Genomic DNA, 25,628 nt, shown 5'->3' with positions numbered 1-25,628 from the left:
GCGTGGAACCTCTGCTGCATTTCGCGCAGAACTTCTGGTGGCTGATCTTTCCGTTGAGTGGCGTCGCGGGCGGCGCCTGGAAGGCCGTCTCGGCCGCCAACGAGCGGCGCGCCGAACGCCGCCTCGAGCGCTACCGCATCAAGCAGCAGACGAAGGTCGCGATGGCCGAGGCCGCCGGGCGGGGCCGTGAGGACGACGCCCTGCGGCGGCGCGAGATGCAGAAGCTCCTGGTGGCACACACCTCGACCGATGAGCGGTGGTTGTCCTATGAGATGGACGTCGCCAAGCTGCTGGACTTCCCGCTGATGACCGACATGCGCGATCCATTGACGGCCGATTTCCATCGCGCGAAGCGGCGTGCTGACCTGCTGCGGCCGGAGTCGGTTGACGAGCTTTCCGGTGATCGTGCGGCGCAGCTGGAGTACCGGGACGCCGTGCACGACTACGTGTCGGCCTTCGACATCGCCGAAGCCGAGGCGATCCGGCGCAGGCGCAGCGACTTCTCCGCCTCCGATCAGGAGCGACTGGCCCGCGCCCAGAACCTGCTGCGGCTGGCCGCCGATTCCGGCGCGACGGCAGCCGAACGGCGCAGCGCCTATACCCGGGCCCGGGGTGAGTTGGACGGTTTGATCGCGCTGCCTGCGGCCACGGTGCTCAGCCTTGAACGGCGGGTGGCCGGGGAACTGGAACGCTGACGGCACCGGGCGGTTATCCACAGTCCTGACTTCATCCACAACCCGCGTAATTTGGACATTTTCGCTGGCAGAGGCGTCGCAGAGCCGGTAGAATCGCACGTATGTTCGAAGGATGTGATCCCGGAGCGCTGCTCACCGAGGTGGAATCTTCCCGCCTCGATGAGTCCGCGGTGTGGGCGCATCGGATGGCCGCCATCGCCGCACTGCTGACCCAGCGGATGAACGAAGGCTTCGACCAACAAGCCCTGCTGCCCGACGGCGACCCCGGTTTCGGGTTGATCTCCGGGTTCGTGCGTACCGCCGCCGAAGTCGGACCGGCATTGGGGGTACCGCCGGCGGTGGCCATGAAGATCGTGGGCTATGCCGACGCCCTTGATGAGCGGCTGCCGCAGATCTACGGTCTGCTGGCCTCGGGACGACTCGACTGGGAATCCGCCAAACTGATCATCAACCGCACAGCCCATGTCACCGACACCGCGATCCGGGACGTGGACCGCAATCTGGCGGCGAAGATCGCGACCTGGGACTGCTGGTCCCGCACCCGCCTCCAAGGTGCCGTCGACAGAGCCATCCTGCACGTCGATCCCGACGGCGCCAAAGAGCGTCGGGTCGCCGCCGACACCGAACGCCGAGTCAGCGCGAAGGCACTACCCAACGGAATGGGTGAAATCCGCCTCTACGCCGGCGCTCCGGTGATCGCCAAAGTCGATGCCCGGCTGGATCAGATGGCCAAGGCGGTGTGCGGCCAGGATCCGCGAACGTTGGTGCAGCGGCGGGTGGATGCGGCGGAGGCCATCGCCGACGGCAGCTTTGTGTTGGCGTGCGCGTGCGGGCGCGAGGACTGCCCCGCCCCGAAACCCACCGCTGCTGTGACTACGGCCGCGGCGGCGCAGTACGTCATCAACGTCATCGCCCCCGCCGCCACCGTCACCGGCGACAGCGACGAACCCGGCTTCCTGCAGGGCTACGGCGTCATCGACGCCGACCAAGTACGTGAGCTGGCCGATGCGCCGGGCACCGTATGCCGGGATGTGCGCAACCCCGACACCGACCCGAATGCCCCCACCGAAACCCGCGACGGCACCTCGGTGCTCCTGCGCCACCACTGGTCCGCCGCGATGGACCGCTGGGTCCGCGTCCGGGGGCTGACGTGCTCGTTCCCGTTCTGCAACCAGCCCGCCTGGAACGCCGACCTCGACCACAGCATCCCGTTCGATCACCAGCATCCGCTGCGCGGCGGGTGGACCGCCGGGTTCAACCTGGATCCGAAATGCCGCACCCATCACAGGATTAAGACGTTCCTGTCCGGCGAGGGCGGCTGGAGCACCAGACAACTCACCGGCGGCACCATCGAATGGACCTCACCCACGGGGCGCACGTACCGGTGCACCCCGGATGGGGCGGAGTTGTTCGACGACCTCGCCGCAGCGTGCCGCCCCACACCGTGGACCCGACCACGGGACCCCAAGGTGGAGAAGGCCGCCCGGATCGCCGCCGCTCGGGCCGGGCTGGCCGCCAAACAAGCCGCCAACCAGCAGACCCGGTGGATCAACCAGGGGCGGGCGCAGGAGATCAAGCAGCGGGTGCGGCGCAACGACGTCCGCTTCAAACGGCTGGTCCTCAGTGGCCGCCGTCGCACCGCCAGCTGGTGCCCCTGGATCAACGATCCGTGGGAAGACGAATCCATCACCGCCGACTGGCGACCACCACCCCCACCGCCGCCGACCGACGACCGACGACAGCGACGATCCACCCTTTTGACGGGTGAAGGCGTCAGGCGGCCGTGCGCAACCGCTGGGCCACCCGCGCTGAGACCGCCTCGGCCAGCGCGCGGGCGTCCTGCTGCGGCACCGCGGGAATGAGCGTCACCCCATCGGCCACGCCGGCGAGGTAGATGTCAACCAGCAGCCCGGCCAACCCGTCGAGCGTGCCCCCGTAAGACAGGGTGTTGTCGACGCCGGCCGAAGACAGCTGTTGCTGCGCCGCACGGAAGTCGGCGTCCACCACGACGGTGACATCCAGGATCGCGGCACTGGCGAGCCCCCGACGCATGCGCTGCGCCTGCTGCAGATCCGGTGCGTTGAACCTGACGGCGGGCGCAGTGCCCGCCGTCAGTTCGGTCCAGACGTCATCGGCGATGAACACGCGCAACCCACTCTGATGACCCACAACGCCGACGGTAAGACACCGTCGGCACTGTGTCAGTGGTTGGGATCAGCGGGACGCGAACTCCCCGGCGCTTCCTCCGAGGGATTCACCGCGGAATTCTCGGTGGGTTGCACCGGAACGTCCGGGTCCACGGCTTTCTTCTCATCGGAGCGGGTCTTGTAGAGGCTGGCAACCGTGGTGATGGCCAGCGTGATGATGATCACACCGAGGCTGAGCAGCGTCGGAATCTCCGGCACCATCACGTGCTCACCGCCGTTGATGAACGGCAGCTCGTTCTCGTGCAGCGCGTGGAAGAAGAGCTTGACGCCGATGAACGCCAGGATGAAGGCCAGCCCGTAGGACAGGTAGACCAGCCGCTGCACCAGACCACCCAGCAGGAAGTACAGCTGACGCAGGCCCATCAGCGCGAACACGTTCGCCGCGAACACCAGGTAGGGCTCCTGGGTCAGGCCGTAGATGGCCGGGATGGAGTCCAGCGCGAAGATCAGATCGGTGGTGCCGAGCGCGACGATCACCAGGAACATCGGCGTCATCAGACGCTTGCCGTCCTCCTTGATCCACAGCCGCAGACCGTCCCACTTGTCGGTGGTGTTGAGGTGATTGCGCGCGAACTTCACCACGGCGTTGTCACCGTCGTCGTGCTCGTCGTTGCCGCGGATCAGCTGCCACGCGGTGTACACCAGGAACAGGCCGAAGATGTAGAACACCCAGGAGAACTGGTTGATGGCCACCGCGCCCAGGGCGATGAAGATGCCGCGGAAGATCAGCGCCAAGATGATGCCCACCATCAGGGCTTCCTGCTGATACTTCCTCGGCACATTGAAGCTGGCCATGATGATGATGAAGATGAACAGGTTGTCCACCGACAGGCTGTACTCGGTGAGCCAGCCCGCGAAGAACTCCAGGCCGTACTGACCGCCGTGGAAGAACCACGTCCAGAGGCCGAACAGAATCGCCAGAGTGACGTAGACCGACAGCGCCCTACCGCACTCCTTCATCGAGGGTTCGTGCGGATTGCGGGCGATCACGATCACGTCGAACACGATGATCGCGATGGTCACACCCAGCGTGATGGCCCATTCGAGCCCCGAAACATTCATGCAGAAAAGCCTCCGGTCGTCAGCGAAACGCCAGAGGTCTCTTCCACCGCTGCGTCACGCCAAGGCGGTCCACGGCGCCGGTCGTCCGTATGGACGGTCGACGTATTGACGACACCGCAGCGAAGGAATACTCCCCTCTGACAGACATTCTGTCAGGTGGTCTGGCATTTCCGCCAAACGGAGTACCCACGCCGGGCGTGCATGGCACCCCGCCGACACCACCGACGCCTAGGATCCTCTGATTGTGTCCGCCGATCCCAGCACCGCAATCCCGTCGCAGTACCTGCTGTCGACGGCGGCACCGAAACCCCGGACGCTGATCGACATCCTCTACGACACGGCCGCCCGCTACCCGGACTCGCCCGCCCTCGACGACGGCACCGTCCAGCTCACCTACAGCGAGCTGATCGCCGACATCGAAGACAGTGTGGGCTGGTTGGCCGCCCGTGGGATCGGGCGCGGCGATCGCATCGGCATCCGGATGCCGTCGGGCTCCTACGCGCTGTACGTGGCGATCCTCTCGACGCTGGCCGCGGGTGCCGCCTACGTCCCGGTGGACGCCGACGACCCGCCCGAGCGCGCCGATCTGGTCTTCGGCGAGGCCGACGTGGTGGCCGTCATCACCGAGGCCGGTCTGGCCCGGCGGACCGGCCAGTCCCGAGGCTGGCGCGCCGCTCCACCGCTGGGCCGTGACGACGCCTGGATCATCTTCACCTCCGGCTCCACCGGCACCCCCAAGGGTGTGGCGGTGACACACCGCAGTGCCGCCGCATTCGTCGACGCCGAGGCCCAGACATTCCTGAAGAACAGTCCCATCGGCCCCGGCGACCGGGTGCTGGCCGGCCTGTCGGTCGCCTTCGACGCATCGTGCGAGGAGATGTGGCTGGCCTGGCGCAACGGCGCCTGCCTGGTGCCGGCGCCGCGGTCGCTGGTGCGCAGCGGAATGGACCTGGGCCCATGGTTGGTGTCGCGCGACGTCACCGTGGTCTCGACGGTGCCCACCCTGGCCGCGCTGTGGCCGGCCGAGGCCCTGGAAGCGGTGCGGCTGCTCATCTTCGGCGGCGAGGCCTGCCCTCCGGAACTCGCCGAACGGCTGGCCGTCGACGGTCGTGAGGTCTGGAACACCTACGGCCCCACCGAGGCCACCGTGGTGGCCTGCGCCGCTCCCCTGGACGGCCGAGGACCCGTCAGCATCGGGCTGCCGCTGCCCGGCTGGGACCTGGCCGTGGTCGATGCCGCCGGCAATCAGGTGGGCTACGGCCAGGTGGGCGAGCTCGTCATCGGTGGTGTGGGGCTGGCCCGCTACCTCGACCCGGCCAAGGACGCCGAGAAGTTCGCCCCGATGGAGACGCTGGGGTGGGCGCGCGCCTACCGCAGCGGCGACCTGGTGCGGCTGGAACCCGACGGGCTCTACTTCCAGGGCCGCGCCGACGACCAGGTGAAGGTGGGCGGCCGTCGGATCGAACTGGGTGAGGTGGACGCCGCCCTGGTGAACCTGCCCGGGGTCTCCGGCGGTGCCGCGGCGGTGCGCAAGACGACCAGCGGTACCCCGCTGCTGGTGGGCTACATCGCGTCCGCCGACCCGAATTTCGACATCCACGCCGCGCGCGGGGCCCTGGCCGAGGCGCTGCCCGCCGCCCTGGTGCCGCGCCTGGTGCTGGTGGACGAACTGCCCACCCGCACGTCGGGCAAGGTCGACCGCAACGCTCTGCCCTGGCCGCCGCCGGGTCTGGACGTCCACGAGGAGGCCGACGACCTGGGTGGCACCCTGGGCTGGCTGGCCGGGCTGTGGCGCGACGTCCTGGGGGCGCACATCGAAGGCCCCGAGGCCGACTTCTTCGCCGAGGGCGGGGGGTCGCTGTCGGCCGCGCAGCTGGTGGCTGCACTGCGCCAGCGCTACCCGCAGGTGACGGTCGCCGATCTCTACGACCACCCGCGCCTGGGATCGCTGGCCGGTTATCTCGACGAGCTGGACCCGCCCGTCGAGGTCGAGACCCGCCACGTCACGCCCACACCTCTGTTCACCCAGGCCGCGCAGGTGGTGCTGTCGTGGCCGCTCGCCACGCTCACCGGGCTGCAGTGGGTGACGTGGCTGGCGTTGCTCAACAACCTCTTCTCGGCACAGGTGAGCTGGCTGACCCCGGTCAGCTGGTGGTGGGTCCTGGCCGGGTTCCTGCTGTTCATCTCACCCGTCGGGCGCATGGCCATCGCCGTGCTGGGGGCGCAGATGATGCTCTCCGGCCTCAAACCCGGCACCTACAAACGGGGCGGCTCCGCACACATGCGGGTGTGGCTGGCCGAACGCCTGGCCGACGCCAGCGGTGCCGAGAACCTGGCCGGCGCGCCGTGGCTGGTCTACTACGCCCGCGCGCTGGGTAACAAGGTCGGCAAGGGTGTCGACCTGCATTCGGCACCTCCGGTGACCGGGATGATGACGCTGGGTCACCGCAGCTCCATCGAACCGGAGGTCGACCTGTCCGGACACTGGGTGGACGGCGACCTGTTCCACGTCGGCGAGATCACCATCGGCAACGACGCGACCGTCGGCGCCCGCACCACGCTGCTGCCGGGTGCGGTGATCGGCAAGAACGCCGACGTCGCGCCAGGCTCCGGCGTGGTGGGCAAGGTCAAGAACGGCCAGTACTGGAAGGGCTCGCCGGCGGTGAAATCCGGCAAGGCCAAACATCCCTGGCCCGATCACCGGCCGGCGCGGGCACCGGTCTGGGTGGCGATGTACGGCCTCACCTCGGTACTGCTGGGCTCGCTGCCCCTGGCCGCCCTGGCGGCGGGGCTGGCGGTCATCGGGTGGGCGGTCCGTGACACTGCCGATCCGGTGGAGGCGGCGCTGACCGCGCTGCCCTGGATCCCGGTGGCCACCTTTGCGGCGATCGTCGTCTACGCCGGGATCACCGTGCTCGGGGTACGGGTGATGGCGTTGGGTCTGCATGAGGGGTACCACCCGGTGCGCAGCCGGGTCGGCTGGCAGCTGTGGGCCACCGAGCGCCTGATGGACGCCGCCCGCAACTACCTGTTCCCGCTGTACGCCAGCCTGCTGACCCCCTGGTGGTTGCGGCTGCTGGGCGCGACGGTGGGCAAGGACACCGAGATCTCGACGGCCCTGCTGACCCCGAAGTTCACCGTGGTCGAAGACGGCGCCTTCCTGGCCGACGACACCATGGTGGCTTCCTATGAACTCGGCGGCGGCTGGATACACGTCGCCAAAGCCACCGTGGGCAAGCGCGCGTTCCTCGGCAACTCGGGCATCACCCAGCCCGGACGCCGGGTGCCCGACGACGGGCTGGTGGCGGTGCTCTCGGCCACGCCGCACAAGGCGAAGAAGGGCTCGTCCTGGCTGGGTAGCCCCCCGATCCGGTTGCGCCGCCAGCCCACCGAAGGTGATGCGCTGCGCACGTTCGCACCGCCCCCGCGACTGAAGATGATGCGCGGCGCGGTCGAGACGTGCCGGCTGATCCCGATGATCGTCACCTTCGGCATCGGCGTCGCCGTGCTGGCCGCACTGCAGATCATCATCACCGACCACGGTTACCTGTGGGCCGCTGCGGCCGGGGGGGCCGTGCTGCTGACCGCGGGCGCCGTCGCCGGCCTGATCGCCGTCGTGGCCAAATGGCTTGTGGTGGGCCGGATCCCGGCGATCGAGTATCCTCTGTGGTCGTCGTTCGTCTGGCGCAACGAGGTGGCCGACACCTTCGTCGAGACGGTGGCCGCCCCGTGGTTCGCCCGCGCGGCCAGTGGCACCCCGGTGATGAACCTGTGGCTACGCGGCCTCGGTGCAAAGATCGGCCGCGGCGTCTGGTGTGAGACCTACTGGCTCCCGGAAGCCGACCTGGTGACCCTGGGCCGCGGCGCCACCGTGAACCGCGGATGTGTGGTCCAGACGCACCTGTTCCACGACCGCATCATGCGGATGGACACGGTAACTCTGGAGGAAGGCGCCACCCTGGGCACCCACTGTGTGGCACTGCCCGCCGCCAAGGTGGGTGCCGGCGCCACCATCGGACCGGCGTCGCTGGTGATGCGCGGTGACGAGGTGCCGGCCTCGACGCGCTGGCAGGGCAATCCCATTGCCCCGTGGGTGACCAAGAAGAAGAAGTCGAACGCTTGAGGAAGAAGAAAACCACCAAGGGACCGGTGATCGACCCGTATCTGCCGGACAACGGCAACTTCGGCTACCGGGTGTCGCGCTACGAACTCGACCTCGAGTACAAGATGGCGATCAACCGCCTGGCCGGCGCGGTGTCGATCACCGCGGTGACCCTGGCCGAATTGCGCTCGTTCTCCTTGGATCTCTCACCGGCGCTCGCGGTGTCGAAGGTGTCGGTCAACGGCAAACGCCCGGCGAACTACAAGTCCGCAGCCGGCAAGCTGACCATCACCCTGGCCGCCGAACTGCCCGCCGGGGCCGCCTTGACCGTCGACATCCGCTACAACGGATCGCCGCGCCCCATCCGAACCCATTGGGGCGACGTCGGATTCGAGGAACTGAGCAACGGTGCGCTGGTGGCGGGCCAGCCCAATGGCGCGGCGTCGTGGTTCCCCTGCGACGACCACCCGGCAGCCAAGGCGAGCTTCCGCATCGCCGTGAGCACCGACAGCCCGTACTACGCGCTGGCCAACGGCGAACTGCTGAGCAAGAAGGTCCGCGCCGGCATGACCACGTGGACCTATGAATTGGCCGAACCCACATCGACCTATCTGGCTACCCTGCAGATCGGCGATTACGTCCGGCACAAGCTGCCCAAATCGCCGGTGCCGATGTCGGCGGTGTTGCCCGAACGGCTGCGGCGCGACTTCGACCACGACTTCGGCAGGCAGCCGCAGATGATGAAGACCTTCATCAAGCTCTTCGGCGAATACCCGGTGGACAGCGGCTACACGGTGGTGGTCACCGACGACGATCTCGAGATTCCGCTGGAGGCACAGGGACTTTCGGTGTTCGGCGCCAATCACTGCGACGGCAAGCGCGGCGCCGAGCGCCTGATCGCGCACGAACTGGCCCACCAGTGGTTCGGCAACAGTGTGACCGCGCGCCGCTGGCGCGACATCTGGTTGCACGAGGGCTTCGCCTGCTACGCCGAATGGCTGTGGTCGCAGGAGTCCGGCGGTCCGGACACCGCCGAATGGGCCCGCCGCTACCACCAACGCCTGAAGGCCTCGCCGCAGAACCTGCTGCTGGCCGATCCCGGGCCGGCCGACATGTTCGACGACCGGGTCTACAAGCGCGGTGCGCTGCTGCTGCACGCCCTGCGCACCCGGATCGGTGACAAGAATTTCTTTGCGCTACTGCAGAACTGGACCACGCGCTACCGCCACTCCACCGTGGTCACCGACGACTTCACCGGCCTGGCGGCCAACTACTCCGATCAGTCGCTACGCCCGCTGTGGCAGGCCTGGCTCTACTCCACGGCAGTCCCGGACCTGTGAGTGTCACCGGCAGCAGCGTCGCGAAAGTGGGCGTCGCTACTGCGGTGACCGCGGTGTGCGGTTACCTGGTGCTCTACCTGGCGGCCCGCGATCTGGACCCGGCCGGCTTCTCGGTGTTCGCGGTTTTCTGGGGCGCCTTCGGCCTGGTCTCCGGCGCCGCCTTCGGCCTGCTGCAGCAGACCACCCGCGAGATCCGTTTGGCGGCAACCAGTCCCGCGGGCGGTCCGTCGACCACCCGTCCATTGCAGCTGGGGATCGCGGCGGGTGTGCTGACCGCCGCGGTGCTGGCCGCCACCGCCCTGTGGTGGGGCCCGCACGTGTTCACCGAAGCCCGCACGCTGTCGGTGCTCTTGCTGGCCGGCGGGCTGGCCGGGTTCTGCGTGCACTCCACGCTGCTGGGGGTGCTGGCCGGCTCCGGCCGCTGGAGCCAGTACGGCGCGCTGATGGTCACCGACGCCGTGCTGCGGGTGGCGGTGGCCGCGGCGACCGTCCTGGCGGGCTGGGGCCTGGTGGGCTTTCTGTGGGCGACGGTGGCCGGTGCGGCCTCCTGGCTGGCGCTGCTGATCCTCTCGCCCAGCACCCGCGCCGCCGCCGCGCTGGTGGCGCACGAGAGCGCCGGCTCCTTCCTGCGCGGCGCCGCCCATGCCGTGGCCGCCGCCGGCGCCAGCGCCATCCTGGTGATGGGCTTCCCGGTGCTGCTGAAGGCGACCGCCGGCGACCTGGGCGCCACCGGTGGGGTGGTGATCCTGGCCGTCACCCTGACCCGCGCGCCGCTCCTGGTGCCGCTGACCGCGATGCAGGGCAATCTGATCGCCCACTTCGTCGACCAGCGCAGCCACCGGGTCCGCGCGCTGGCCGCGCCGGCCGCGCTGGTGGCGGCCTGCGGTGCGGTGTGCGTGGTGGCGGCGGGGCTGGCCGGACCGTGGCTGCTGCGGGTGGGGTTCGGCCCCGACTACGTGGCACCGGGGTCGCTGTTGGCCTGGCTGACGGCGGGTGCGGTGGCGATCGCCCTGCTGACGGTCACCGGAGCGGCCACCGTGGCGGCGGCGTTGCATCGGGCCTACTCGCTGGGCTGGGTGAGCGCCACCGTGGCGTCGGGGTTGCTGCTCACCTTGCCGGTCGCCCTGGAGACCCGCACCGTGGTGGCCCTGCTGTGTGGTCCGCTGGTGGGCATCGGCGTGCACATCACGGCCCTCACCTACGCTGCCAGAGGACCTTCTACCGAGGAGACGACATGAGCTGGCTGGTGACCGGTGGCGCCGGGTACATCGGTGCCCACGTGGTCCGCGCCCTGCTGGACGCCGGCATCCCCGTCGTGGTGCTCGACGACCTGTCCACCGGGTTCGAGCGCTTCGTGCCCGAGCAGGCGACCTTCGTGCGGGGCACGCTGCTGGACGCGGACCTGGTCGAGAGCACGGTGGCCGGTCACGACCTGCGCGGTGTCATCCACGTCGCGGGGTACAAGTACGCCGGCGAATCGGTCAAGCTGCCGCTGCACACCTACGAGCAGAACGTGACCGCCATGGTCATCCTGCTGCGGGCGATGGAGCGCGCCGGCGTCGACAAACTGGTCTTCTCCTCCAGCGCCGCCACCTTCGGCGCCGTCGACGTCGAGATCGTCGACGAGAGCACGCCGGTGGCACCGCAGTCGCCCTACGGCGAGACCAAACTGATCGGGGAATGGCTGCTGGCGGACCAGGCGCGGGCCACCGGTCTGGCGCACACCAGCCTGCGCTACTTCAACGTCGTCGGGTCCGGCTCCGACGACCTGTTCGACGCCAGCCCGCACAATCTGTTCCCGTTGGTGTTCGACATGCTGGTCCGCGGTGCCACCCCCCGAATCAACGGCGACGACTACCCGACGCCGGACGGCACCTGTGTGCGCGACTACATTCACGTCGCCGACCTGGCGCTGGCCCACGTCGCGGCGGCGCAGCGGTTGGAGGCCGGCCGACCGGTGGAGCCCGTGTACAACCTGGGCAGCGGTGCGGGCACGTCGGTGCGCGAGATCATGACGGCCATCCGTGAGGTGACCGGCATCGACTTCGAGCCCGAGATCACCCCGCGCCGCCCCGGTGACCCGGCCCGGATCGTCGCCGCCGGTGACCTGGCGGCCCGCGACCTGGGCTGGACCATGCGGCATTCGTTGCAGGACATGGTGGCATCGGCGTGGCAGGCCCGCAGGAAGGCCGGAGACGCCTATCCCCGGTAGAGACATCCTCGTCAGGAACGCGGCCTTCGGGCTGATCGCGCTGTCCCTGGTGGTCCGGGGGGTGCTGGCGTTCGGCGGCTATTTCTACTGGGACGACCTGATCCTGGTGGGCCGCGCCGGAACCCAGGACCTGTGGGCGCCGGGGTATTTGTTCGACGACCACGACGGCCATGTGATGCCCGCGGGTTTTCTGCTCGGCGGGCTGATCACGCGGCTCGCCCCGCTGGTGTGGGCGGGACCGGCGATCAGCCTGGTGATCCTGCAGGCCCTGGCCTCGCTGTCGCTGCTGCGCACCCTGTACCTGATCCTGGGCTGGCGGCCGGTACTGCTGTTGCCACTGCTCTTTGCGCTGTTCACCCCGCTCGGGTTACCGGGTTTCGCCTGGTGGGCAGCCGGGCTGAATTCACTGCCCATGCTCGCGGCCCTGGCGTGGGTGTGCGGGGATGCGATCCTGTTGGCGCGCAAGGGTGCCCGGCGCCACGCCGTGACGGGTACGGCGGCGTACGTGGGCGGTCTGCTGTTCTTCGAGAAGGCCGCCGTCATCCCGTTCGTGGCATTCGCCGTCCTTGCACTCATCGGTTACGTTGGCGCCGAGCAGGATTGGCTACGCGCGGCATGGCGCCGTGGCCGCGCACTGTGGGTCCCGATGCTGGCGGTGACGGCCGCGTGGATCGCCGTCTATGTGGTGGTGGTGGATCAGCAGCGCTGGAGCACCGATCTCGGGATGACGTGGGATCTGCTGACCCGCAGCTTCACCCACGGGATCGTCCCCGGCCTGGCCGGTGGTCCGTGGGACTGGCAGCGCTGGGCCCCGGCATCCCCGTGGGCGTTGCCGCCACCGACGGTGATGGTGCTCGGCTGGCTGGCACTGGCCGCCGTGCTGGCACTGGCGCTGGCCCGCAAGCGCCGGATCGGGCTGGTGCTGGCCACCGCGCTGGGCTATGCGGTGGCGTGCCAGATCCCGATCTATCTGATGCGGTCGTCGCGGTTCACCGCGCTGGAACTGGCACAGACGCTGCGCTATCTGCCGGATCTGGTGGTGGTGCTGGCCCTGCTGACCGCCATCGGATTGACGGCAGCGAACCGGCCGTCGCCCGCGCTGGACCCGTCGCGGCGGCGCACCGCGGCGGTGAGCGTCGTGGCGGTCGCCTTCCTGGCCAGCAGCCTGTACTCCACCGCGACGTTCTGGACCAGCTGGCGCGACAACCCGACCAAGGCCTACCTGCGCAACGCTGAGGCGGCCTTGTCGCAGGCCGCCCAGTCGGGGGCCCCGATGCTGAACCAGGAGGTGGATCCGCTGATCCTGCAGCGGGTGGCGTGGCCGGAGAACCTGGCCTCGCACATGTTCGCCCTGCTCTCAGATCGCCCCGAATTCGCCTCCAGCACAACCGATCTGCGCATGCTCGACGTTTCCGGGCGATTGGTGGACGCGCAGGTGACCTGGGTGCGTTCGATGCGCCAGGGTCCGGTGCCGGGCTGCGGCTATCTGGCCCAGCCCGACCAACCGGTGACCATCGCCCTGGACGGGCCGCTGCTGCCTGCCGACTGGACCGCCGAGCTGAACTACCTGGCCAACAGCGACGGCACCATCCTGGTGTCACTCGATGAGGGCACCCAGACCAGGGTGCCGGTGCGCCCGGGACTGAACCGGGTGTTCGTGCGGCTGCCGGGCGCGGGATCGGCGATCACCGTCGAGGCGCAGACCGCCGCACTGTCGATCTGCCTGGCCTCGGGCCCGGTGGGCTTCGTCGCGCCGGTGTGAGGTCGATCAAGCGCGCAGATGTTCGCTGACGGCAGTGCCCAGAGATGTGGTGGAGCCGGTGCCGCCCATGTCGGGAGTCAGGCTCGGGCCACCCGCGGCCAATACCTGCTCGACGGCGGTGACGATCGCCGCGGCCGCCTCGTGTTCGCCCAGGTGATCCAGCATCATGCTGGCACTCCAGATCTGTCCGATCGGATTGGCGATACCGCGGCCGGCGATGTCGGGCGCGGAACCGTGGACCGGTTCGAAAAGACTGGGAAAGCGTTTCTCGGGGTTGATGTTTGCACTGGGCGCGATGCCTATGGTGCCCGCGCAGGCAGGGCCGAGATCGCTCAGGATGTCGCCGAAGAGGTTGCTGGCGACAACGACGTCAAACCAGTCCGGGTGCAGCACGAAGTTCGCTGTGAGAATGTCGATGTGGTATTTGTCGACATCGACATCGGGGAAACGGGCGGACATCGCCTCGACCCGCTCGTCCCAGTACGGCATGGAGATCGAGATTCCGTTGCTCTTGGTCGCAGAGGTCAGGTGTTTCTTCGGCCGCCGCTCGGCGAGGTTGAAAGCGAACTCCAGGATGCGGTCGACGCCCACCCGCGTCATGACCGTTTCCTGCAGCACCGTCTCACGATCGGTGCCCTCGAAGATCTTGCCGCCGATGCTGGAGTACTCGCCTTCGGTGTTCTCCCGTACCACGTAGAAGTCCACGTCGCCGGGGCTGCGGCCGGCCAGGGGGCTGGTCACGCCCGGCATCAACTTGACCGGACGCAGGTTGACGTACTGGTCGAAGTGGCGACGGAACATCAGCAGGCTCCCCCACAGCGACACGTGGTCGGGAACCACCTCCGGCCAGCCGACGGCACCGAAGAAGAGCGCATCGAACTTGTTCAGATCCTCGAACCACGAGACCGGTAGCATCGTCCCGTGCTTCGAGTAGTAGTCGGCACTGGCGTATTCGAACTCGTGGTAGTCGAGTGCGAAATCGAACATCGACGCCGCGGCCTCCAAGACTCGAATGCCTTCGGGGACAACCTCTTTGCCAATGCCGTCACCTGGAATGACGGCGATTCGATGTGTAGTTGCCATAGTGTCCATCCCGTCCGGGGTAGTCGCCGGGCACAGCCGCCCGACCTCGCCACCACCAACCTAATGCGCAAGAATCGCCGGCCACAACCAGCAGACTTGCCAATCACCTTTTCTTTTCGTGCAACAATCGGCGGGTGCGCAAGATTGATGCAGCCACCGACGATCTGTTCTTCTTCGAGATGGTGGCGACATCGCCGAGCCTCACCGCGGCTGCGCGCGAGATGGGAACTTCCGTCTCCACCGTCAGCAAGCGACTGAGCCACCTCGAGAAGAGGCTCGGGGTGCAGCTGATCCAACGAACCACCCGGCGGCTGACGCTCACTTCGGAAGGGGAGCGTTACGCCCGGGGAGTGGCAGCGATAGCCGACGATCTCGTAGCGCTGGAAGATTCACTGAGTGAACGCAGCGAGCTGGTTGGACGTATTCGGGTCCTGTCGACCGTTGGGCTCGGTCGGCATCACATCGCGCCACTGGTCGCGCAGTTCTGCATCCTGCACCCTCGACTGAGGGTCGAGCTCGATCTCTCACCGTTGCCCATGAGCAACCCCGACGCGCCCTTCGACGTCGCTATCCGTGTCGGAACCTTGCAAGACTCCCGGCTCCGCGCGAAACGTCTACGTCGAAATCGGCGGATCGTTTGCGCCGCACCGGAGTACATCGCGCGTGCCGGCACTCCGGCGACACCCGCCGACGTGCGAGGGCACAACTGCATCGTGCTGCGAGAGAACGACGGGCGCTACGCCGCTTGGCAGTTCGGCTCCGATGACAGCATTACGACGGTCGAGGTCGAGGGAAATCTGGCGGCTACGGACGGAGACGTCGTGACACAGTGGTGTTGCGACGGGCATGGGTTGATGATGCGCTCACTGTGGCATGTCGCCCCTCTGCTCCGGTCCGGCGAGCTGGTACAGGTGCTTGCAGACGTTCCGACACCCAGTGCCGACATCATGGCTGTTCACAGTGCGGCTGAGCACACTCCACGACGAGTTGACGAGCTGATCCACTTTCTCGCTGCACAACTCGGCTCGCGTATCGACGACCAGTAGATCCGACCCACAGCCGGGCCCACATCCTAGATCGCTGCTTTACGCCGAAACTCGGCGATCTCCGCCTCGGAGAAGCCGGCCTCTGACAGCACCTCATCGGTGTGCTGACCGTGCAGCGGAGGCGGGGTTCGGATACTGGCAGGTGTCTCGTCGAGCTTGTAGGGAACGCCGAGGAACTTCAACGGACCGGCCGGCGTCTCGAGCTCGACGACCATCGAGGTGGCCACCACCGCGGAGTCGGCGAACGCCTCCCCCATCGAATTCACCGGCGCGGCAAACAGATCCTCGGCCTCCATGAGAATCACCCACTCCGCTGTGGTCTTGGTACCGAGGGCGGTTTCGATGACGCTGGTGAACGCCTCCTCGTTCTCGATTCTGGACCAGTGTGTGGAAAACCGCTTGTCGTCAGCAAGATTCGGGATCCCGAGCACCGATGACAGGACGTCGAGCTTACGTCCGCTCGACAGCGCCAGGTGACCATCAGCGGTGGAGTAGAACCCATACGGCGGGGGTGTGTACGGACTGGCATGGCCGGACCGTGGACGCCGCGGCGCGCCCGCCGGGGAATTGAGAAAGTGAAAGCCCCACTCCGCCATACCCGCTATCGCGCTCTCGTAGAGACTCGTGCGGACACGCTGCCCCCGCCCGGTGCGAACGGCGTGCACGATCGCGCAAACAGTGCCGAACGCCCCGTTCATCGCCCCGAGTGTGTCGGCGACCGCAGTCGCCACCGGTACCGGATGGCCGTCGACACTGTTGAGGTGACCCCAGCCCGTACGCGCCTCGACCAGCACGTCCTGGCCGGGTTTGTCAGCATGCGGCCCCACCGGTCCGTAACCCGTCGCGGACACATACACGACAGCCGGGTTGAGTTCTCGGCAGCGCTCGTACCCCAGGCCCAGCCGATCCATCACGCCGGGCCGGAAGTTCTCGTACACAACGTCGGAGCCGGCCATCAGACGTTCGATGATCGACCGACCCGCAGCCATTTTCACATCGACGGTCACGCTGCGCTTGTTCCGGTTGTTCGCCAGGAAGCCGGCTGAGTAGATCGTGGAGTCCGCGGCGTCGGTGCCATAGCTGCCGGATACGCCGTAACGATCATCGGCGCGACCATCGGCGGTAATCGCAACACGGCGCTCGACTTTCACCACATCTGCTCCCATGTCGGCGAGCATCTGCGTGGCGTACGGGCCCTGCATGCGTTCGGTGAAGTCGAGCACGCGGATGCCGGTGAGGGGTCCCGGTACCACGTCCACCTAGATCGCCCTTGCGGCGCGCAACGTACTGATCTCCTCCGCCGTCAGCCCCACCGCCTGGAGCACCTCATCGGTGTGTTCGCCGTGGCGTGGCGGTGCTGTGCGGATGGTGGCCGGGGTGCGCGAGAGTGAGTACGGCGGAGCCAGCAGTTTGAGCGGCCCCACCGGGGAGTCCACTGTGGTGATCATTCCCTGCTGCTCCACCTGCTCGTCGGAGAACGCCTCGGCGAACGAATTGACCTGGGCCGCAAAAAGTCCTTCGGGAATCATCAGACCGAGCCATTCTGCGGTGGTCCGGGACTGCAATGCCGCCTCGAGCAATGCCTCGAATTCTTCGCGGTGCCGGTCGCGTGAGCGGGGGTCGGAGAATCGGGGGTCCTCGCTGAGGTCGTCGATCTCCAGGATGCGGCACAGCTCGGGGATCTGCTTGCCGCTCGACAACGCCAGATAACCGTCCTTGGTGGCATAGAAGCCGTACGGGGCGGGGATGTAGGCGTGGGCATGCATGACGGTCCGCCGGCTGGGCTCACCGACATCGGAGTTCAGGAAGTGAACCGCCTGCTCGGACTGGGCAGCAATACCGCTGGCCAACAGATTCACCTCGACCAGCTGCCCCTCACCCGTGCGCTGCCGGTGATGCAGCGCGGCAAGCACCGCGATCGCACCGTTCATCCCGCCGAGAAGATCCGTGATCGACATGGCCACCGGAGTGGGCCTGCCGTCCGCCGATACGTTCATGGCGCCGAAGCCGCTGATCGCCTGTGTCAGCACATCCTGTCCGGGCCGGCGCTGGTACGGCCCATCGGGGCCGAAGCCGGACGCCGACGCATAGATCACCGACGGGTTCAGCTTCACGCAGTCCTCGTAGCCGAATCCCAACCGGGCCATCACTCCGGGCCGGAAGTTCTCGTACACCACATCACTGGCGGCGACCAGTCGCTTGACCAGCTCCTTGCCGTGCTCGTTCTTCAGATCGATCGGCACGCTCTTCTTGTTGCGATTGTTGGCCAAGAACCCCGCGGCATAGAAGGTGGTGTCCTCCGGGTCCAGCCCGTAGCGACCGTTGGGGCCGTAGCGTTCATCGGGTCGGCCATCCACGGTCAAGGACACCCGCCGCTCCACCTTGATGACTTCGGCGCCCAGGTCAGCCAGAATCTGAGTGCCGTAGGGACCCTGCATCCGCTCGGTGAAGTCCAGAACCCGGACTCCGGCCAGGGGACCGGTTGCCAACGCCTCGCTCATCATTCTCCTCGGTACTTGTTTTGGTTGTTTCACAGTTGTTTTGGATCCTGAGAGCGGCAGTGCTCACGACATTCTCGACGGCTCCACAGCTCCAGACGACGCTGTGGCCAACTGGGCCGGCGCCTGGCCGGTGGGCGACTCGGCCACCGCCGCGGCGCTCTGGCGCATCCGCCGCCGGCGACGCCGTAACCCTCCTCCGCCCGTGATGGTGGCGCGCGGATCGATCCACGCATAGGCCAGGTCGACCACCAGGTTGACCAGGATCACCATTGCAGCGATCACGAACACGCAAGCGAGCACCAATGGCAGATCCCGTCGGTTGATCGCCTGGATGAACAGACTCCCGATCCCAGGCCACGCAAAAATTGTCTCGATCACCACGGCGCCGTTGAGGAAGCTGGCGAGTTCGTCACTGCCGACGGTGATGATCGGGATCATGCTGTTCTTCAGTGCATGCCGGCGGATGATGCGTCCCTCACTCATCCCCTGCGCCCGCAATGTGACGATGTAAGGCTTCTGCATCTCCTCCACCAACGCCGACCGCGCCACCTGCGCCAGGCGACCGATCGGCCTGAAGGCAAGGGTGAGGGCAGGCAGGATGACGTACTCCAGGCCGCCGTATCCGGATGTGGGTAGCAGATGGAACTGGACTCCCACCACGAGGATGAGCATCAGGCCGAGCCAGAAGTCGGCGATCGAGACGCCCGCGAGCGACACCGTGGTCAGGACCCGATCCAGCAGTCCGTCGGGGCGCAGCGCGGAGACCACGCCCAGGGCCAGCGCCAGCGGGATCGCGATGAGGAAGGTACAAAGCGTCAGCAACAATGTTGCCGGGATTCGGTCCAACACCAGCGGGAGAGCCGGCACCTTCTGCCACAGCGAGTTTCCGAAATCTGCCTGCAGCCACCCCGAGAAAGACCGCCAAAACTGCTCCAGCAGTGGATCATCGAGACCCATTGCCGCGCGGGTATCGAGATAGAGCTGCTGGTCCGCCGAGGGCGGCAGGATCAGGCGGGCGGGATCGCCGACCTGATTGACCAGGATCCACACCAGGACCAGGACGACGAGCATCACAGCCAGCGAGTACAGGACTCTCTTGAAGAAATAGCGAGCAAGCATGACGTCCCCTCTCAGGAATCCGCCGCTCCGGGGGTACCGCAGGGGCCGGTCGCCCGCGGTACCCCCGGGTGGGTCAGTTGGTGAAGGTCATTTCCTTGAGGAGAATGAAGCCGTCCTGGCGCGGCATCCAGTTCAGGCGCTCGGAGAGCGCAAAGTTGAACTTCGGCAACCCGATCGGTACCACGGGCACCGTCTTGTAGACATACTCCGCGATCGCCGCGAGTGCGTCCTGACGTTCCTGCCCCATCTTGGCGTTGGCATCGGCGAGCATTGCCCCCAGCTGCGGATCGCAGTAGGCCGCGGTCTTGCCATTGCAGTCGTAGTAGCTGACGACGCTGCCGGAGTAATCCATCAGTTCCTGGCCGTGCTGCATGAGACCGAGCATCGCCCGCTGCGGAGGAATCTGGTCGTAACCGAGCTCCCACTGCTCCTGGAAGGAACCGACCTCTTTGGTGTCGCTTCGTGCACCGGTCAGCCCGATCGCGGTGAGACTGTTGGCGATCAACTGCACGATCTCGTTGGAGCGGGTCGGGTAGGCCTCGCGGGCGGTCACCTCGATGGGGATCGACACATCAACCCCGTCGGCTTCGGCCTCCGCGATCAACGCCTTGGCCCTCTCCGGATCGTAGGGGTAGGCCGGCAGGTCGGCGTAGCCGACCGCGGACGGTCCAACGATCTGGCCGACGATCTCACCACCTCCCATGATGTCATCCATGATCTGCTGCTTGTCGAATGCCATCGAGATGGCCTCTCGCACACGGATGTCCGACAGAACCGGGTTCTTGGTGTCGAGGCGTAGGATCACGGTCTCCACGGTCGGGGTGGACTCGCACTTAGGCGCCACCTCGCACTGCTCGGCGGTCACCTTCGGGGCCAGATCCGCCTCGCCCTGACCGACCATGGCCGAGCGCACCTCGCTCTCGGTCCGGAACAGATACGTGGCGCGTGTGACGGTTTGCGTGCCGTGGGCGTCCGGGGCGTCCTTACCCCACCAGTCGTCGTTGGCTTCCAGGACGATCTGTTGCCCCCGATCCCAGGCCGCCAGCTTGTAGGGGCCGGTACCGATCGGGCCGGTGTCATAGCTGTCGAGGCCTTCGGTGATCTGCGTGGACGAGGGAACGGTGACGAAATACATCCGGGTCGGCAGAATCGGGTCCGGTGTCTCGGTCCTGAGGTTCAGGGTGTACTGATCCACCGCGCTGGCCTCGACATCGGGTCCCAGGAAGGTCCGCATACCGAAAGCGTTGCCGGGGTCCAGGACGTAGTTGATGGAGGTGGCGGCGTTGGCGGCGTCGAAGGGGGTTCCGTCGGTGAATGTGACATCGGGACGCAGCGTGAACTGCCAGTTCAACGGATCGATTTGGGTCCACTCCAGTGCCAGTTCGGGGACCAGTTCGTTGGTCTTCGGGTCACGATTGACCAACGCCTCCTGGATGTTCCGCAGAACCGGATGGGCATCGTTGGAGTAGGCATTCCAGCTCGCAAGGGTTCGGGGTTCCTCCGGTAGCGCCACCGTGACCTGGGTGCCCGATGTCGTCTCGCCGCCCCCACCGGAGCAACCGGAGAGGACCAGACCTACTGACATCACCGCCCCGATGAGCCCCACTGTTCTCCGTCGTCGCAACCACTTCGTTGCCTCGGATCCGTACACCACGTTCTCCTCTTCGATTCCGGACCGCCGCACCGGCGGACTCGAGTACTAGGCCGATCGGCCGCTGGGGTTCTTTTCGAACTTCTTGGTGGCCGCGGAATAGGACGGCTGCCGGTGCCCGGCGTCGCCGGCGAGCATCTGGAAGGCCGCTACCATCCCGCGGTCGGCGAGTGGCTCAGGAGTCAGCGCGACCTTCGCCAACCGCATCGCCAGCGCGCTCTTGCCGGCCAGTTCGGCGGCCAGACGCCGTGCAGCCAGGAGATGTTCGCCGGTGGGAACCAACCGCGCCACCAGTCCGTGACGGTGCGCCTCCTGCGCATCGACCTTACGGCCGGTCAGGATCCAGTCAGTGGCGACGCCCACCCCCACAATACGGGGAAGTCGTTGCAGACCACCGGATCCCGGCAGACTGCCCAGTGTCACCTCGGGCAGCATGAAGATCGCGTCCTGCGCGGCCACCCGGAAGTCGCAGGCCAGCGCCAGTTCCAGGCCACCGCCCACGCAATAACCATGGACAGCGGCTATCACCGGTTTGATGCATCCGGCGATACGGTTCTTGGTGGCGAAATCAAGTGCGACGTAATCTTGTTCGGCCTGTCCGGTGAGCTGACCGATCTCGGAAAGGTCGGAGCCCGAGCAGAATGCCCTTCCCTGACCGGCGATCACGATGGCCCCCACCCGGTCGTTGCGCTCGAGCTCGACAATTGCTCGGCCGATAGCACGATGGCAGGACGAATCGAGGGCGTTGAGGACCTCGGGTCGGCGCAGGGTGATGACCGCGACGCGATCCTCGCCCACCTCTGTACCGGGAGTTCCGTCACTTGTCATGCCGACACCCCGTTGTCGGCGACCGCGCGGGCGGCCGCTCGCCTGTCTGCCGAATGCTTCCTGGCGGCAATGGGATCGGGTTCGGGCACAGCCTCCATGAGCGCGATGGTGTAGGGGTCCGCGGGGGCGCCGTACACCTGCTCCCGGGTACCGCTCTCCCTGACCTGCCCGGATTGCATGACGACGATGTGGTCGCAGAGATGCCGCACGGTGGCCAGATCGTGAGCAATGAAGAGCATGGTCAGTCCGAGTCGCTTCCTGAGGTCAGCGAAGAGGTTGAGGATCTGCGCCTGGATCGACACGTCCAGAGAGGCCACCGGTTCATCGCAGACCAGCAGCCTCGGCTTGACCGCCAATGCCCGTGCGATGCCGATTCGCTGCCGCTGTCCCCCAGAGAAGGCGGCGGGCCGCCGTTCCAGATGCTCAGGCCGCAATCCGACCAATTCCAGCAGTTCGACCACTTCGTCACGAATCGCGTCGCGCTTCATCCCGGGCCGGTGGATCCGAATACCCTCGGCGACGATCTCTTCGACATACATCCGAGGATCTAGCGACGAGTACGGATCCTGGAAGACCATCTGAACCTGCGACCGGTATTCCTTGAGCTTGCGGCGGTTGAAGTCGAGAACCTCTGCTCCCTCGAACCGCACCGACCCGCTCGTGGGTTCGATGAGCCGGAGCGCACAACGGGCGGTGGTGGACTTGCCTGAGCCGGATTCACCCACCAGTCCTACGGTTTCGCCGCGGTGTACCGTGAGGTTCACGTCATCGAGCACACGTGTCGTGTGGCGACCGACACCGAACTCCTTGACGAGGTTCCGCACCTCCAGCATCACCTCGCTCATCGCAGAACCCCTGGCTTCTCGGCGAGCCATTCTGAGCGATGACACGCACTGGGGTGATTACCGTTCGCCGGGGTCAACAGTGCGGGTTGCTCCGTGCGGCAGCGGTCTTCGACATAACTGCAGCGCGGGTGAAACGCGCAGCCCGTGAGGTGATCCGTCGGTGACGGAGGTCGACCACCGATGGTGGCCAGCTCGGTCGGGATGTCACCGGTGATTCGGGGCAGCGACTGCAACAGACCCAAGGTGTACGGGTTGATGGATCGGTAATAGAGCTCGTCGGTAGCACAGCTCTCGACCACTCTGCCGGCATACATCACCATGACCCGATCGGCGAAGCCCGCCACGATGCCGAGGTCATGGGTGATGAACACGACTGCGACGCCACGCTCTTCGGTAAGGGTGTACAGCAGGTCGATGATCTTCGCCTGCACCCGGACGTCGAGCGCGGTGGTGGGCTCGTCGGCGACGATCAGGCGAGGTTCACCGATCAGGGCCATTGCGATCATCACCCGTTGGCGCATGCCGCCGGAAAACTGGTGCGGGTACTCGTTGTAACGCCGGGCGGGCTCGGGGATGCCCACATCGGCCAACGCTTCCAGTGCCCGCGCCTTGGCCACCTTGCGGCTGATACCACGCAGACGCAGGGTTTGGCTCACCTGATCACCGATCGTCCGGACAGGATCGAGTGACGACAGCGGATCCTGGAAGACATAGGACATCTCCCAGCCACGCAGCTCGCGTAGTCGGGCAGCAGGCATGGTCAGCACATCCTGGCCATCGAACTTGATGCTGCCGTCGATGGTGGCCGACGGGAGGAGCCCGAGCAGGGACTGCGCGGTCACCGACTTTCCTGATCCTGACTCGCCGACGATCGCCACCCGTTCGCGGGGGGCCACGGAGAACGTCATGCCGTTGACGGCGCGCACTCTGCCGTTCGGTGTGGCGAAAGATATCGTCAGGTCTTCCACTTCGAGCAGCTTGTTGCCGGACGCGGTTGTCTCGCGCAGATTCGGGTTTGTCATCGCGGTCGTCACCCAGGTGTCCCTTCCGTCTGAGTGGTGGCGCCAGCCACGGCAGAACTGCGCTGCCGTAGTTCGCTCATGATTTCGTCGGTGTGCTCACCGTGCTGTGGTGGAGCAAGCCGTACCGCTGCCGGAGTACGGGAGAATCGGGCCACCGGCCCGATCAGCTGGATCGGCCCGTGTGGGCCGGCTACAGTCACGATCCGGTCGGTGGCCGACACCTGGGGTTCCCGCACCGCCTCCTGCAGGGTGTTGACCCGGGCGGCGAAAATGTCGGCCGGCTCCATGACGGACAGCCATTCCTCGGTGGTCCGAGCCTGCAAGGCCTCCTCGATGAGCGCCTCGAATTCCTCTTGGTTGGCCAAACGCTTGTCGTAGCTGTCGAATCGGGCATCCATCGACAGGTCCGGGATACCGATGAGTCCGCAGATCCGCGGAATCTGGGCGCCGCTGGAGAGCGCTAGGTAGCCGTCCTTGGTCGCGTAGAAGCCATAGGGCGGAGCGATGTAGCCGTGGCCGTGCATCTCGGTGAGCCTGGCCGGTTCTGGGGCGTCGTTGTTGAGCAGATGGACCAGGTGCTCCCCCAGCGCGGCGAAGGCTCCGCCGAGCAGGTCGACCCACAGTTGCTGCCCCTCGCCGGTACGTTCCCGGTGCACCAGCGCCGCCAGGAGTGCAGCGGCGCCATTGAGGCCCCCGAGGATGTCGGTGATGGACATGCCGATCGGTGTCGGCCTGCCGGAGGATGACTCGTTCGCCGCACCCATCCCGCTCATGGCCTGGATGAGCACGTCCTGTCCCGGCTTGGCCACGCGAGGACCGTCCGGGCCGTAACCCGACGCCGACACGTAGACGATTCCGGGGTTCACCTCGCGGCAGTGCTGGTAACCCAGGCCGAGCCGGTCCATCACGCCGGGCCGGAAGTTCTCGTACACCACGTCCGCATCGCGTATCAGCGTCCGGACCGCGGCGACACCTTCGCCGGACTTCAGATCGACTGCGAAGGAGCGCTTGTTGCGATTGTTGGCCAGGAAGGTGGCGCGGTACAGCGAGGTCGGGGTGGCGCCGTCCGCGGTGGTGTAGCGCTCATCAGGTCGCCCATCAGGGGTCAGCGCAGACGGACGTTCGATCTTGATGACGTCGGCCCCGAAATCCCCGAGCATCTGCGTGGCGTATGGACCCTGGACGCGTTCGGTGAAGTCCACGACGACGATGCCGTCGAGTGGGCCCGGCGCGGTGGTCGGTGAGGTGTCATCACGTGGCACTGGAGGACCTCTCGGTCGAGTGGGCGGAACCACCACGGGAGTACGTCGCCTGCGTGGAACGACTGCGCAACCACGTGGCGATGATGTTGACGCTCAATGCGGTGAACAGGATGGCCAGACCCGGGACGGCCACCAACCAGGGTGCCGAAGTCAGGTATTCACGGCCTTCCGCGAGCATCAATCCCCAGGATGACTCCGGCGGCTGGATCCCCAGGCCCAGGAAGCTCAGCGAAGCCTCAGTCAGCATCATCACCGCCAACTCGAGCGTGGCCAGCACCATGATGGGTGCCGCCAGATTGGGCAGGAGGTGTTTGACGATGATTCTGAAGTTCGATGCCCCGAGCGCCCGTGATGCCTCGACGAAGAGGACCTCACGCATCGAGAGCATCAATCCTCGGGCGACGCGCGCATAGACCATCCACCGGGTCACGGCCAGCACCAAAACCACGTTGAGGAAGCTGGGGCCGGCGAGGTAGAGAACCAGGAGCGCGATCAGAAGCGAGGGCACACTCATCTGCAGGTCGACGAAGCGCATCACCACATCGTCGAACCAGCCGCGATAGTAGCCGGCGATCAGCCCGATGAAGGTTCCGATCAATCCGGACACGATGACACTGGCAATACCCACCGCCATCGAGATCTGCGCTCCGAGCATCAATCTGGACAACTCGTCACGACCCAGCGCATCCGTGCCCAGGATGTGGACTCCGCCGGCAGAAGACGTCAGAGGCGGCATGTTGCGCAGGGACAGATCCTGTGCGTACGGATCGAAGGGGGCCAGCTGATGCGCGAACACCGCGCTCACGATCGCCACCCCGAGGACGATCATGGCAACGGTGGTCAGCTTGTGGGTCCAGGCGAAACGCCCCACTCGGGCCAGAGCAGTCATCG

20 protein-coding genes are annotated in these 25,628 nt (G+C 66.7%); 8 read left to right on the top strand and 12 right to left on the bottom strand.

What is annotated here, in order from left to right; all coding sequences use genetic code 11:
* The first annotated feature begins 2 nt into the window (after positions 1 to 2).
* Positions 3 to 695, top strand: a complete 693-nt coding sequence (locus tag G6N58_RS10615) for a hypothetical protein (protein WP_172544988.1) — start codon at positions 3 to 5, stop codon at positions 693 to 695.
* A 101-nt stretch (positions 696 to 796) separates the two neighbouring features.
* On the top strand, positions 797 to 2,557 hold the full coding sequence (locus G6N58_RS10610) for a DUF222 domain-containing protein (RefSeq protein ID WP_115278752.1): 1,761 nt from the start codon (positions 797 to 799) through the stop codon (positions 2,555 to 2,557).
* Here G6N58_RS10610 and G6N58_RS10605 read toward each other — a convergent pair.
* On the bottom strand, positions 2,469 to 2,864 hold the full coding sequence (locus tag G6N58_RS10605) for a hypothetical protein (RefSeq protein ID WP_435406149.1): 396 nt from the start codon (positions 2,862 to 2,864) through the stop codon (positions 2,469 to 2,471). The genes G6N58_RS10610 and G6N58_RS10605 overlap by 89 nt on opposite strands.
* A 32-nt stretch (positions 2,865 to 2,896) precedes the next feature.
* On the bottom strand, positions 2,897 to 3,964 hold the full coding sequence (locus G6N58_RS10600) for a TerC family protein (protein WP_068914676.1): 1,068 nt from the start codon (positions 3,962 to 3,964) through the stop codon (positions 2,897 to 2,899).
* A 244-nt stretch (positions 3,965 to 4,208) separates the two neighbouring features.
* Between G6N58_RS10600 and G6N58_RS10595 the strand changes: the two genes are divergently transcribed.
* From G6N58_RS10595 to G6N58_RS10575, 5 genes are read left to right on the top strand one after another with little or no spacing between them, the layout of a single operon-like run.
* Complete coding sequence (locus G6N58_RS10595; protein ID WP_435406150.1) at positions 4,209 to 8,087, top strand: Pls/PosA family non-ribosomal peptide synthetase; 3,879 nt, start codon at positions 4,209 to 4,211, stop codon at positions 8,085 to 8,087.
* Positions 8,084 to 9,406, top strand: coding sequence for a M1 family metallopeptidase (locus G6N58_RS10590; RefSeq protein ID WP_232067815.1), 1,323 nt, complete (start codon positions 8,084 to 8,086; stop codon positions 9,404 to 9,406). The genes G6N58_RS10595 and G6N58_RS10590 overlap by 4 nt, the downstream gene beginning before the upstream one ends.
* Positions 9,373 to 10,644 carry a hypothetical protein gene (locus tag G6N58_RS10585; protein ID WP_115281593.1) on the top strand — a complete coding sequence of 424 codons (1,272 nt, stop codon included), beginning with the start codon at positions 9,373 to 9,375 and terminating at the stop codon, positions 10,642 to 10,644. The genes G6N58_RS10590 and G6N58_RS10585 overlap by 34 nt, the downstream gene beginning before the upstream one ends.
* Positions 10,641 to 11,618, top strand: a complete 978-nt coding sequence (gene galE / locus G6N58_RS10580; protein WP_115278758.1) for a UDP-glucose 4-epimerase GalE — start codon at positions 10,641 to 10,643, stop codon at positions 11,616 to 11,618. The genes G6N58_RS10585 and galE overlap by 4 nt, the downstream gene beginning before the upstream one ends.
* Positions 11,608 to 13,380, top strand: a complete 1,773-nt coding sequence (locus G6N58_RS10575; protein ID WP_172545083.1) for a hypothetical protein — start codon at positions 11,608 to 11,610, stop codon at positions 13,378 to 13,380. The genes galE and G6N58_RS10575 overlap by 11 nt, the downstream gene beginning before the upstream one ends.
* A gap of 6 nt (positions 13,381 to 13,386) precedes the next feature.
* On the opposite strand, the gene G6N58_RS10570 is transcribed toward G6N58_RS10575, so the two are convergent.
* Positions 13,387 to 14,463, bottom strand: coding sequence for a tartrate dehydrogenase (locus G6N58_RS10570; protein ID WP_115278760.1), 1,077 nt, complete (start codon positions 14,461 to 14,463; stop codon positions 13,387 to 13,389).
* A 134-nt stretch (positions 14,464 to 14,597) separates the two neighbouring features.
* On the opposite strand from G6N58_RS10570, the gene G6N58_RS10565 reads away from it, so the two are divergent.
* A complete protein-coding gene (locus G6N58_RS10565; RefSeq protein ID WP_232067814.1) occupies positions 14,598 to 15,509 on the top strand; it encodes a LysR family transcriptional regulator in 912 nt (303 codons plus the stop codon).
* Positions 15,510 to 15,535: 26 nt separating this feature from the next.
* Here the strand turns inward: G6N58_RS10565 and G6N58_RS10560 are convergent, their stop codons facing one another.
* The 9 genes from G6N58_RS10560 to G6N58_RS10520 all read right to left on the bottom strand — a co-directional run bounded on the left by G6N58_RS10560 (position 15,536) and on the right by G6N58_RS10520 (position 25,626).
* The gene (locus G6N58_RS10560) at positions 15,536 to 16,768 is read right to left on the bottom strand and encodes a CaiB/BaiF CoA transferase family protein (protein WP_115278762.1); all 1,233 of its coding nucleotides are present in this window, start codon (positions 16,766 to 16,768) and stop codon (positions 15,536 to 15,538) included.
* Positions 16,769 to 18,010, bottom strand: coding sequence for a CaiB/BaiF CoA transferase family protein (locus G6N58_RS10555; protein ID WP_163908069.1), 1,242 nt, complete (start codon positions 18,008 to 18,010; stop codon positions 16,769 to 16,771).
* 63 nt (positions 18,011 to 18,073) lie between these two features.
* A complete protein-coding gene (locus G6N58_RS10550) occupies positions 18,074 to 19,129 on the bottom strand; it encodes an ABC transporter permease (RefSeq protein WP_115278766.1) in 1,056 nt (351 codons plus the stop codon).
* Positions 19,130 to 19,202: 73 nt separating this feature from the next.
* Entirely contained in the window at positions 19,203 to 20,813 is a 1,611-nt protein-coding gene (locus G6N58_RS10545; RefSeq protein WP_147289336.1) for an ABC transporter substrate-binding protein, read from the bottom strand.
* Between the two features lie 15 nt (positions 20,814 to 20,828).
* Entirely contained in the window at positions 20,829 to 21,608 is a 780-nt protein-coding gene (locus G6N58_RS10540) for an enoyl-CoA hydratase/isomerase family protein (RefSeq protein WP_115278768.1), read from the bottom strand.
* Positions 21,605 to 22,453 (bottom strand): ATP-binding cassette domain-containing protein, encoded by an 849-nt coding sequence (locus tag G6N58_RS10535; protein WP_197746417.1) that lies wholly within the window; start codon positions 22,451 to 22,453, stop codon positions 21,605 to 21,607. The genes G6N58_RS10540 and G6N58_RS10535 overlap by 4 nt, the downstream gene beginning before the upstream one ends.
* Positions 22,450 to 23,475 (bottom strand): ABC transporter ATP-binding protein, encoded by a 1,026-nt coding sequence (locus G6N58_RS10530; RefSeq protein ID WP_115278769.1) that lies wholly within the window; start codon positions 23,473 to 23,475, stop codon positions 22,450 to 22,452. The genes G6N58_RS10535 and G6N58_RS10530 overlap by 4 nt, the downstream gene beginning before the upstream one ends.
* 8 nt (positions 23,476 to 23,483) lie before the next feature.
* Complete coding sequence (locus tag G6N58_RS10525; RefSeq protein ID WP_163908067.1) at positions 23,484 to 24,737, bottom strand: CaiB/BaiF CoA transferase family protein; 1,254 nt, start codon at positions 24,735 to 24,737, stop codon at positions 23,484 to 23,486.
* Positions 24,727 to 25,626 carry an ABC transporter permease gene (locus tag G6N58_RS10520; RefSeq protein ID WP_197746416.1) on the bottom strand — a complete coding sequence of 300 codons (900 nt, stop codon included), beginning with the start codon at positions 25,624 to 25,626 and terminating at the stop codon, positions 24,727 to 24,729. The genes G6N58_RS10525 and G6N58_RS10520 overlap by 11 nt, the downstream gene beginning before the upstream one ends.
* Positions 25,627 to 25,628 lie beyond the last annotated feature (2 nt).

The organism is Mycolicibacterium tokaiense (assembly GCF_010725885.1).
Lineage (GTDB): Bacteria > Actinomycetota > Actinomycetes > Mycobacteriales > Mycobacteriaceae > Mycobacterium > Mycobacterium tokaiense.
Note: the sequence above shows the minus strand (reverse complement) of the source record. Positions and strands in the feature narration are given on the sequence as shown.